At 35.3% G+C, this 10,298-nt stretch carries 10 protein-coding genes and 1 pseudogene; 10 read left to right on the top strand and 1 reads right to left on the bottom strand.

What is annotated here, in order from left to right:
- Positions 1-230, bottom strand: a pseudogene (locus FF105_RS10450) (helix-turn-helix domain-containing protein); the annotation flags it as partial.
- Between the two features lie 47 nt (positions 231-277).
- Between FF105_RS10450 and FF105_RS10445 the strand changes: the two are divergent.
- The 10 genes from FF105_RS10445 to FF105_RS10400 all read left to right on the top strand — a co-directional run bounded on the left by FF105_RS10445 (position 278) and on the right by FF105_RS10400 (position 10,270).
- Positions 278-1,525 carry a 2-hydroxycarboxylate transporter family protein gene (locus FF105_RS10445; protein WP_290046859.1) on the top strand — a complete coding sequence of 416 codons (1,248 nt, stop codon included), beginning with the start codon at positions 278-280 and terminating at the stop codon, positions 1,523-1,525.
- A 401-nt stretch (positions 1,526-1,926) separates the two neighbouring features.
- On the top strand, positions 1,927-3,132 hold the full coding sequence (locus FF105_RS10440) for an MFS transporter (protein ID WP_290046857.1): 1,206 nt from the start codon (positions 1,927-1,929) through the stop codon (positions 3,130-3,132).
- Between the two features lie 413 nt (positions 3,133-3,545).
- On the top strand, positions 3,546-4,055 hold the full coding sequence (locus FF105_RS10435) for a hypothetical protein (RefSeq protein WP_290046856.1): 510 nt from the start codon (positions 3,546-3,548) through the stop codon (positions 4,053-4,055).
- A 35-nt stretch (positions 4,056-4,090) separates the two neighbouring features.
- Positions 4,091-4,495 carry a hypothetical protein gene (locus tag FF105_RS10430; protein WP_188353302.1) on the top strand — a complete coding sequence of 135 codons (405 nt, stop codon included), beginning with the start codon at positions 4,091-4,093 and terminating at the stop codon, positions 4,493-4,495.
- 154 nt (positions 4,496-4,649) lie between these two features.
- A complete protein-coding gene (locus tag FF105_RS10425) occupies positions 4,650-5,069 on the top strand; it encodes a MarR family winged helix-turn-helix transcriptional regulator (protein ID WP_188353303.1) in 420 nt (139 codons plus the stop codon).
- A gap of 158 nt (positions 5,070-5,227) precedes the next feature.
- Positions 5,228-6,610 carry an MFS transporter gene (locus FF105_RS10420; RefSeq protein ID WP_290046855.1) on the top strand — a complete coding sequence of 461 codons (1,383 nt, stop codon included), beginning with the start codon at positions 5,228-5,230 and terminating at the stop codon, positions 6,608-6,610.
- 193 nt (positions 6,611-6,803) lie between these two features.
- The gene (locus tag FF105_RS10415) at positions 6,804-7,334 is read left to right on the top strand and encodes a TetR/AcrR family transcriptional regulator (protein ID WP_200554203.1); all 531 of its coding nucleotides are present in this window, start codon (positions 6,804-6,806) and stop codon (positions 7,332-7,334) included.
- Positions 7,334-8,398, top strand: coding sequence for an ABC transporter permease (locus tag FF105_RS10410; RefSeq protein ID WP_228929065.1), 1,065 nt, complete (start codon positions 7,334-7,336; stop codon positions 8,396-8,398). Before FF105_RS10415 ends, FF105_RS10410 begins: the two co-directional genes overlap by 1 nt.
- 6 nt (positions 8,399-8,404) lie before the next feature.
- On the top strand, positions 8,405-9,079 hold the full coding sequence (locus tag FF105_RS10405; protein WP_148422799.1) for an ABC transporter ATP-binding protein: 675 nt from the start codon (positions 8,405-8,407) through the stop codon (positions 9,077-9,079).
- A gap of 168 nt (positions 9,080-9,247) precedes the next feature.
- Entirely contained in the window at positions 9,248-10,270 is a 1,023-nt protein-coding gene (locus tag FF105_RS10400) for a linear amide C-N hydrolase (RefSeq protein WP_148422798.1), read from the top strand.
- The last annotated feature ends 28 nt before the right edge of the window (positions 10,271-10,298 follow it).

Below are 10,298 nucleotides of genomic sequence, written 5' to 3'. Positions count from 1 at the left end.
GTCTGTGAGTGTGTTACACGATAATTCAATACGGTCATTTTGAATTCTGGTGAATAGACTCTGTGATTTTTAGACCCAATTGATCCAGTTATCAGAAACTCATCTCGCCACTCAGAGATTGCTTGGTGACTCTTAATATCATATTTTTTGATTAACGTACGTAAACCAGTTTGACCAGACAGCCATTCTTTGACGACCGTTAATTTAAATGCATTTGAATATTTAGACATAAGAATACCCGATAACTTTCTGAACAGATTTTTATTCTGTCCAAGTTATCGGGTTCACATCAGTTGCTTATATTGTAATGGCTATTCTTTTGATTGTAGCTATTAGTACGCATAAGTTACCCAATACAATGATTGGGGCCATTCTAGCTTTGGTTATTATGGGACATGTATTCTATTATATTGGGGCTCATTTACCAATTTTTAGATCTTATTTGGGTGGTGGTTCAGTCTTTACAATATTAGTGATGGCTGTGTTGGTTTATCTCAATATAGTTCCTAGTGATACTGTCAAAACAGCATCAGGATTTATCAACGGCATGGATTTTCTTGGCCTGTACATTGTGTCCCTTATAGGATCATCAATTTTTAAAATGAATCGTAAAATGCTACTCAGTGCAGCGGTACGATTTTTACCAGTAGCATTTTTGTCAATGGCAGTTACTTTCTTCGGAGTGGGCTTAGTTGGTATGTTGATTGGTGTTGGATTTAGTCACGCAGTATTGTATACTAGTTTGCCTATTATGGCCGGCGGAGTTGGCGCTGGTATTGTACCACTTTCAGGTATTTATGCTCACGCCTTTGGTAGCTCTGCCGCAGTTATTTTATCAAAATTATTCCCCGCCGTTATTTTAGGTAATTTACTGGCTATTATTAGTGCCGGTCTTGTTTCTAAACTGTTCTTACACAGCAAGTCAAATGGGCACGGCGTGTTACTGAAGACTGAAAATGCTGATGCGCAAGTCGTAGCAGATCCCAAACCAGACTACACTCAAATAGGTGTTGGCTTGATCATATCCGTTTCTTTCTTTGTATTTGGCACACTCTTAAGTGCACTATTTCCATCAATCAATGCATACGCTTTCATCATTTTGTCAATTGTATTAACAAAAGCTTTGGGCTTGTTGCCTGAGTATTATGAACAGTCTGTGATTATGTCCGGACAGGTGATTACTAAGAACATGACACATGCCTTGTTGGCAGGAGTGGGAATGTCGTTAGTTAATATCAAACTTCTATTGAGTGCATTATCATGGCAGTTTGTGGTACTTTGCTTAACGAGTATTATTGTGATTTCATTGGCAAGTTATTTCCTCGGTAAATTGTTTGGCTTATATCCAGTCGAGTCAGTCATTACTGCTGGTTTAGCTAATAATAGTATGGGCGGTACTGGAAATGTGGCTGTTTTGGCTGCTTCTGATAGGTTGAATTTGATTGCTTTTGCTCAAATGGGAAACCGTATTGGTGGTGCGTTAGTTCTGGTTATAGCTGGCATACTTGTGTCGTTTATGCATTAAAAGTTTTGACAGCTGCAAAGGAAAAAAACACAGCGTTTCAATTAATCCAATAGGCTCAAAACAGATGGTTATTCTGCTTTGAGACCTATTGTTTTTTATATTTAATTAAGAAAATGAAGCCGATCATAACTTACTATTTTGAACTATTCTCCTTTATCAATACGATTTGTGATTAAATCGTTTAGTCTGCTTCGAGCGTGCGGTGTAAAAGTGAAACGACTTGTAAGCATAAAAGACGCTATGGAGGCGAATTGCATTTCCGTCATTAATGTGATAGATTAAAAAAAGTATTTTTGAGCATAGATACTGTTAACAATAAAAATAAAGGAGACCACTGGCGTGTAGTCATCATATATCTATTACAACTTAATAATTCATATTAATTTAAAAGGTATATGTTCATGCTCAAAAATAAAAACTTTTTATTCTTATTGTTCGGTCAATCAGCAGCAAACATTGGTGATACGTTATACATTATTTCCGTCATCAGTGCAATTTATAACTTAACTCATTCAGTAATTGCTTCATCATTAGTACCGACTGTTATCACCTGTGCCATGGTAATTGCAAGTTTCATGTCGCCACTTTTTACCAATAAGTTAAAACTAAATCATATTTTAGTCAGTACCCAGCTTATCAAGGCAGTTTTTTTAGCGGGTTTATTATTTTATATCAAAAACGGTTTTGTTAAACAAAATATCTTTGGTCTGTTCGTCATTATTAGTATTATTGCTTTTTCAGATGGATTTGCACAACCTGTCAGTCAATCAATATTGCCACATTACGCGGCGGATAATGATTTAGTCAAATCTAATAGCATATTAAATACATCGTTTCAAATACTTTGTATTGGTGGCTGGGCAGGTGGCAGTATTTTGTTAGCTTGGCTTTCTGTTCCTAGCATCCTTGTTCTCAGCTTGGCACTTGCCAGTCTATCTGTTATTTTACTTTTACAGTTGCAATCAGTCAGAATTGATCAACAAACCTCAGGGAATAATAGCATTTGGCATAATTTGTTGAAGGGCTGGCGAACAATTGATACCGTGCCTCTTTTAAAATTGACTGCTGTCATTTCGATTCTTGATACCTTCGCAAACAGTGTCTGGATTTCGTCAATTATTCTTGCCTTTGTTCAAAAAACGCTAAATGCCTCTCAATATTGGTGGGGATATATCAATGCAGCCTATATGTTTGGTGGCGTTCTAGGCGGTGTTCTATGTTATAGGTTAAGCCAACGAATAGCTAAAAATCCTTTTTCTGTGATGATTACTGGTACTACAATAGTTGCTCTAGTTACCTTTGTTGTTTCTATCAATTCCAATATGTGGATTTTATTGTGTTTATCTGGACTTGTTGGCATATTTGGTGAATTAAAAGATATTCCACAAACTGCATTGATCCAATCTCGTACTGATAACAAGTTATTACCAAATGTTTTTAGTAGTCTTACCGTTCTTTACACAGGGACATTTTCAATGGCTTCCATATTTGTTAGTGCTTTGTCAGAACAATTCGGTGTGCGATTTGTATTTGTCATATCATCATTTCTCTTAGTGATTGTTTCTGTTTTACTGTTCTTCAATAAACGCTTGATCAATCAAAATTAATTGTGATTGATGGTTATCATGCCAAAAAAATGATAATATATCTTGCTTTGACGAATAGGTATTGCTCACTATATAACGGGTGATTGGTGGATTATCAAGATATCGAAACAAAGGACATTATCAATCTGTGAAAAAGAGAGAGTAGGCGAGTTTCAAGTGGTGTTTGAAATATTTCGCTGTTATTTACGCCAGCCGTTACAAATAGTGATTGGTAAGCACTATTGAACTGTAATTTGCAATAATAGATCAAAACTGTCACAGAAATTGGCAGTGCTGTTTATTTACTTAAAGATGGGAAAATTTCCGACTATTGGTTACAATTAGGTAAAAAAGGAATCGATGAACTATCATGTTAATGACGCCAATGGACACTTTGTCTCATGTCGTGTATGAGACAATTCTTTATAAAATTTATGGAAAATAAACACACACACATTTACTTCTTTTTTTTAGCAGTATTAGTAATAATAGCAAGCGTTTTGTTGATTAAATCGGGCACAGGTACTAGAGAGACAAAAAAGGATATTAGTTCCTCGTTTGTCAGTATCAGCTCTGCAGAGTCAAGTATGTCAGAAAATAGCACAAAGCATTCGACCGATATGCGTCATGTTTTTTCTGTTCCGCGAGGTAGTGACATGATGCAGGGTAACAATTCATCCAACGTTTTCTTTACAACATGGACACTGGCTGACTTTGAGTCATGGATTGCAAACTACAAAAAAATGAGCTATTTAGATAAAGCACAAAGTACGAGTACTTTTGCCACATCATATACTTTTGAAAATCTGAAAATTAATGATAATCAAAATGATGCGAGCTTGACCTTTGATACGTTTGTTCAAGAGCATTGGTTTTATTTTGATACGGTTTCTGATTTTATTGAAAAAAATGATAAGAATGCAGATCCAAACAATATTCAATGATGCTATGCAGTTGTTCATTAGCGGAGGAGTACTTGATGAAGAAAAAAATTATTGTATCAGTCATGTTTTTTGCTATGATTATTGGCACTTGCTATTTTGTGAATGATTTTAAACAAAAAGAAAATCGACAAGCACAACAGCGTTTGAAACAGCTCAAGCGTCAACAATGGTCAAAGAATGATTACCAGAGTTTAATGAGCGCTGAGAGCCTATCGCCAAACAAACCCTATACGAATAATCAGATTAGTATGTATTTGAAAATTGTTCATGATCACGGCAAACCAGTATCTCGAAAGACGGTTAAAAAGGGTAACATCGTTGAGACAACTGCCATTTGGAAGAATATCAAAAATCATCCTAATCAAAAAATTATTTTGAAATTTCAAGGTTTTCACGATGAATCACGTATTTTAGTGCATAAGCATTCCTCAATTTGGTAGTCTAATATAGTAGAAAATTGATTCGTTATCATAATAATCTCAAGCTTTGTTTAGATTATACAAAAACACACAATTTAACATGTTTACAAAGTGTATAAATTGTAAACACATCGTGTTATGATGAATAAAACTAATTGAAAAGGTAATACTAAATATGACATTACAAGAAACCGGTCGTAAAATAAGTCATTTATATCAGTTATTTATGCAAGAGTACGCCAATTTTGGAGAAACAATATCTGTCAATGTGACCGATTATAATGTTTTTTTATCAATTCAAGAAAATCCAGGGTGTAGTCAGCAGTTTTTAGCTGATAAACGTCATGTGCAGCGTAGCCTATTGACGCGCGTTATTAAAAAATACGTTGCTTTAGGTCTAATCGAACGCAGAAGTAGTGACCGCAATAAAAGTGCTTATGCACTATACTTAACTAAAAGTGGGCAAGAAGCAACCCAAAAAATTCGAAACAATATTCTTGATCTTAATCAGAAGATAGCGAATCAGTGTTCAGCAGAACAATATCAGCAACTCAATGAAGCATTGGATACCATCATTAGAAATTGGGATAGGTAGCCCAAAAATTAATTAGACAAAAAGGAGACGTCACAATAATTTGTGATGTCTTCTTTCTTAATATAAGTGTTCACGATGTAAACACTATATGTTATGATTTTATTCATAAACTAAGCGAAACGGATGTAGTAGCGCTTCGAATAAAAGGATAAGGTCAAATGAAAAATAACGAAAAACCAATTGCGCTGTTAATGGGATTAAGCTTATTTATGGAGATGTTAGATAGTACCATTGTGACAACAGCTTTACCACAAATTAAAAACAGTTTGCAGATTACTGCTGCTAATGCTTCGTTAATCATTAGTGTATATATGATAGCGGTAGCTATTTTCATACCATTGAGTGGTTGGCTTGCTAAAAAGTATGGTAATAAAAAAATATGGCTTTTGGCTATCATCATGTTTACGGTGAGCTCAGTAGGTAGTGGACTTGCATCAAATTTAACATTCATGCTAAGTATGAGATTATTGCAAGGTTTCTCGGGTGCTTTACTAGTTCCAATAGCACGATTGATCGTTCTAGAAAACACACCACATCAAAACCTACTTAAAATGATTAGTTATGTGATTTGGCTAGCATTAATAGCACCAGCTATTGCGCCATTTATCGGCGGGGTACTCTCGACATATTGGTCCTGGCGTTTGATTTTTATGATTAATGTGCCAATCGGTATGGCCTTATTTATCATTGGTAATAAGGTTTTACAACACGATATCAAACGTACAGACAAAAGTACGTCTTTTGATTGGATTGGTTTTGCCTTAATTAGTTTAGCTAGCGCTTCGCTCTTAATTGCTTTGGACATCGTTTCATCAAAAAAAGTGCTTAATATGTTATCCATAGTATTGTTACTGATTTTTATATCTAGCAGCATCGGTACTGTTAAACATCTCATTAAGGCGACTTCGCCACTATTTAGCATACGAGCACTCAGATTTCCATCATATAAAGTAAGTCAATTTGGGGGTAGTATCATGTGGTTAACTGTGGGTGCCATTCCGTATCTCAGTACCATATTCTTTCAAAATGCTTGCCACTGGTCTGCCATTAAAACAGGTGCCATTGTGCTATTTATTTTCGTTGGCAATATTGCGATAAAGCCATTTGCAAACAATATCATACAAAAACTAGGTTTTAAAAATACTATAATAGTTTCCTTGTTTCTGATATTTTTTACAACGTTTATGGTTGGTATGCTGACGGGCCAAATAAATCAATTTTATATAATAGCTATCCTAACATTGTCAGGTGTTGGTAGATCTTTAGCTTTAACAGCATACAATGGCATGAGCTTAGTAGAGATTCCTTATGATGAACGAAATAGTGCTAATATATTAGCTGCGGTGAGTCAAAATTTATCACAGGGTATTGGTATTTCATTAGTCACAATTTGTATTTCCGTTTTGAATCAATATCAATCTGTCTTAAATGCGTATCGATTAACATACATTTTATTGGGAATAATTATTATTGTGCCATTAATAGAGGTGCTAACTCAGTCAGGACATCTTGGCGTAGTTGAGGAATCTAAGTTAAACTAACGAAATGCGTTTGATGATAAATCATATTTTAATCACTTAACTTGCCATATTATGCAATAAAAAACAGACTTTATAAGTCTGTTTTTTGCATGAGTCTTTATACTTCAGATCAAATATCTTAATTCAAATAAATTGACACCGTGTCAGAAATAATATATTATAAAAGCAATAAATGACACCGTGTCAAAAAGAGATGAAAATGGCAAAAGACATATTAACCAGAATCAAAACAGAAAAAAAGCAAAATTTAAAAACGGCTTTGATTGATGAATTTTCCGTTTATAGTATAGCAGATGCTCAAGTTGCGCGCATTGTAGCACAAGCTAATATTTCGAGAGGTTCTTTTTATACCTATTTTGAGGATTTATACGATGCTTATGAATGGGTGTTCGAATTAGTCATGGATGAGATTCACCATGATCAATTCGCACCCCCCTTTGAGGCAACAATTCGTTTTATTGCTGATATTGAAGTTAACCCATACTATAATTTTCTAAAAAAATATTATCAAGTCAATGAAAGTTTACGCAATACTCATATAAATCATGCGAATGCAACAAATTTTGCTGTTCACACGAAGCAAAATTTGGATACTAAATGGTGGCTTGAGATGTTGGTCAGTCATGAATCAATCAAGGAGGCTTTTCTGCAACCGGAAAACACAGCTCAAATCATTAACAGACTTACCACTGTACAAGACTTATTGAATCAGAAAGAAGGATAATGATGTTTTTAGCCATTAAAGAAATTCGCCATGAAAAATTCAGATACAGTCTCATTGTCGCAGTTATCAGTTTAATTAGTTTCCTAATTTTTATTCTGAGTGCCTTATCGCTGGGATTGGCAAACGAAAATACTGCGGCAATTACTTCGTGGCAAACTCAAAGTGCCTTGATGACAAAGGACGCTAATGGTAACATGGGTCAGTCATTATTGACTAAAAAGCAATCTAAGATTTTTCATGATGACAAAAATGTAGCAACAGTTGGGATAACGCCTGCTAATATCAAGAAAAGAGGGACTTCACAAACACAGTCAGCACAATTCATTGGGCTTGAATCTACGCAGTATATTTTTCAAAATTTAAAATTAATTTCCGGCAAAAAGCCTGCAACCCAACATGAAGTTGTTGTTTCTAATAAATTTGAAAATCTACAAGTAGGCAACAAAATAAAAATTGGATTGGATACTCATCTTTATACAATCGTTGGTAAAGTGAACGATGCACAATATAACATGGCACCTGTCGTATACGGCGACATTGATAATTGGTCTACCATAAAAGGGGTTGGGACAAAGTATTCGGCCAGTGGCTTTATTTCTAAAAAGCATGATAATCTCAAAGTCAAAGATAATAACTTGGTTACTTATAGTAGACAGGCATATTTAAACAAATTACCCGGATATTCAGCACAAAATACAACCTTCGCTTTCATGATAGTTTTCCTGATCATTATATCTCTAGTGATCATCACGATATTCCTGTATATTTTAACGATACAAAAGTTACCTAATTTATCAGTATTAAGAGCACAGGGGATTCCGAGTAACTATCTTCTCAAAAATACATTTGGTGAAGCGTTCGTAATTTTGTCTATTGCCATAGTTGTCGGTTTACTCGTTACGGTTTTGGCTGCGACTGTGATTCCAAATACGGTGCCTATGTACTTTGATACAACTTTCATTATTTTAGTTGCCGTTGGTATATTACTGACAGGTCTGATTGGCGCACTCGTTCCAATGAGAATTATTTCAAAAATTGATCCAGTTACTGCTATTGGAGGATAAAATGATATGGCGACATTAGAATTAAAAAAAGTGAACAAAGTTTTTGGTAAAGGCTCGAATGCTGTGCAAGCCTTAACCACAATAGACTTTGAATCGAATGAGAATGAATTAACTTTGATTCTCGGGCCATCAGGTTCGGGGAAAAGCACGCTGTTAACTATTCTTGGCGGGATTCAAACGCCAACCGATGGCGAAATTCTGTTGAACGGTGCATCAATTAATCAATTAAAGCAGCAAGAACAAGAGCGAATTCGGTTAAATCAAATTGGTTTTATCTTACAGCGTTATAGTTTGGTTCCTTTTTTAAATGTTTACGAACAATTTGAGCTGTTGGATAAAGTAAAGCCAAACGGCAACTTGAGCCAAACCAAATTTAATCAACTATTGAAACAACTCGGAATCGAAAAATTACTAAATCAATACCCTGCTGAACTATCAGGTGGTCAAGCACAAAGAGTGGCAATAGCCAGAACTTTGTATGCAAATCCGAAAATAATTTTAGCTGATGAGCCAACGGCAGCTTTAGATACTGATCGCGTAGAAGTTGTAGGTGAATTATTGCAAACGATCGCCCATGAACAAAATAAGGCAATTGTCACAGTGACACATGATGTGCGTTTGAAAAAATTTGCTGATCATGTATATGAATTGGTGGATGGTCGACTGAGTAAAGCTGATTAGATGTTTGGAAACATTGGTCTATACATCAATACTAAGTTTTGATCTGATTGAAGTTTGTTTTTTTCGTATTTGCTAAACGTGATCAAATCTTACTGAGGAATATACTTAATTTATTCGTTTAGTGATAAAATAGTGGCATACAAAAGGTGAAGAAAGTAGGTAAGTGATATGTGTACTGGTATTAGTATTACCTCAAAAGAGGGCAACGTATTTTTTGGGCGTACAATGGACTTAGCAATGGGAATGTTTGGTGAAGATTCGGATAGTGCTATTCCAACAGTTATTCTGACTTTGCCGAAAAATCATTTACTTGACAGTCAACTTAGCCCTTGGCAATCAAAATATACGACTATGGGTATGGGTGTCAAAGATACGACTATTTTATATGATGGCATCAACGATCAGGGTTTGTCAGGTGATACACAAGTATTAATGGAAACAACACGGGATAGTAAAGAAAACATTCAGTCTCGTGGTTTAATACCACTTTTGGGTGAAGAATTTGTGACTTATATCTTGAGTCAATATGCGTCAGTGCAAGAAATAAAAGCTAATTATAAAAAATTTTCCCTAGTTGATACGCCATTTATGATGGGGGATGTTCCAATGCAGTTTCCTTTGCATTACACATTTATTGATCCGACAGGGGAGCAAATTGTTTTAGAACCGACAGATAATGGTGCCTTTGTGTTGTATGACGGGATTGGTGTTGTCACAAATAGTCCGGAATATAGCTATCACACAACGAATATTCGAAATTATATTAGCCTTAGCAATTATGATCCAACGAAACAAAAGCAAATCAATGAGAAGTATACGATGCAACCAATTGAAATGGGAACTGGCTATGGTATGTTTGGTCTGCCAGGAGACTATACGTCACCTTCAAGATTTGTACGTGCTTTTCTGTTATCAAATGCTCTAGATTCATTTGAGGGAAAGGATGGTATTAATCAACTTTATAGTGTCTTCAGAGCAGTCATCATCCCGCGTGGACTAGAGCATGCGAGTGCCACCAGTGACATGACCGATTATTCCAGATATTGGGTTGGCTATGATCTCACAAATCAAACGATGTATGTGCAGACTGGGGAAGGAATTGCATTTACAGCAAAAAAAATCGATCTAAGCTTGTCAGAAATAAATTATGAAAATGTCAATACGACAAATAGCGTGACAACAGTTCTTTAAGTAGGCATGTCATGAGAGGAATCACAAG

Source organism: Leuconostoc sp. UCMA20149, from assembly GCF_030400235.1.
Taxonomy (GTDB): Bacteria; Bacillota; Bacilli; order Lactobacillales; family Lactobacillaceae; genus Leuconostoc; species Leuconostoc pseudomesenteroides.
The sequence above is the reverse complement of the archived record's forward strand: the minus strand, read 5'-3'. Positions and strand labels throughout refer to the sequence as shown.

Coding starts and splice junctions, on each gene's coding strand:
- FF105_RS10405 (WP_148422799.1), top strand. CDS start 8,405: ATGGCGACATTAGAATTAAAAAAAGTGAACAAAGTTTTTGGTAAAGGC.
- FF105_RS10440 (WP_290046857.1), top strand. CDS start 1,927: ATGCTCAAAAATAAAAACTTTTTATTCTTATTGTTCGGTCAATCAGCA.
- FF105_RS10435 (WP_290046856.1), top strand. CDS start 3,546: ATGGAAAATAAACACACACACATTTACTTCTTTTTTTTAGCAGTATTA.
- FF105_RS10410 (WP_228929065.1), top strand. CDS start 7,334: ATGATGTTTTTAGCCATTAAAGAAATTCGCCATGAAAAATTCAGATAC.
- FF105_RS10415 (WP_200554203.1), top strand. CDS start 6,804: ATGAAAATGGCAAAAGACATATTAACCAGAATCAAAACAGAAAAAAAG.
- FF105_RS10420 (WP_290046855.1), top strand. CDS start 5,228: ATGAAAAATAACGAAAAACCAATTGCGCTGTTAATGGGATTAAGCTTA.
- FF105_RS10400 (WP_148422798.1), top strand. CDS start 9,248: ATGTGTACTGGTATTAGTATTACCTCAAAAGAGGGCAACGTATTTTTT.
- FF105_RS10425 (WP_188353303.1), top strand. CDS start 4,650: ATGACATTACAAGAAACCGGTCGTAAAATAAGTCATTTATATCAGTTA.
- FF105_RS10430 (WP_188353302.1), top strand. CDS start 4,091: ATGAAGAAAAAAATTATTGTATCAGTCATGTTTTTTGCTATGATTATT.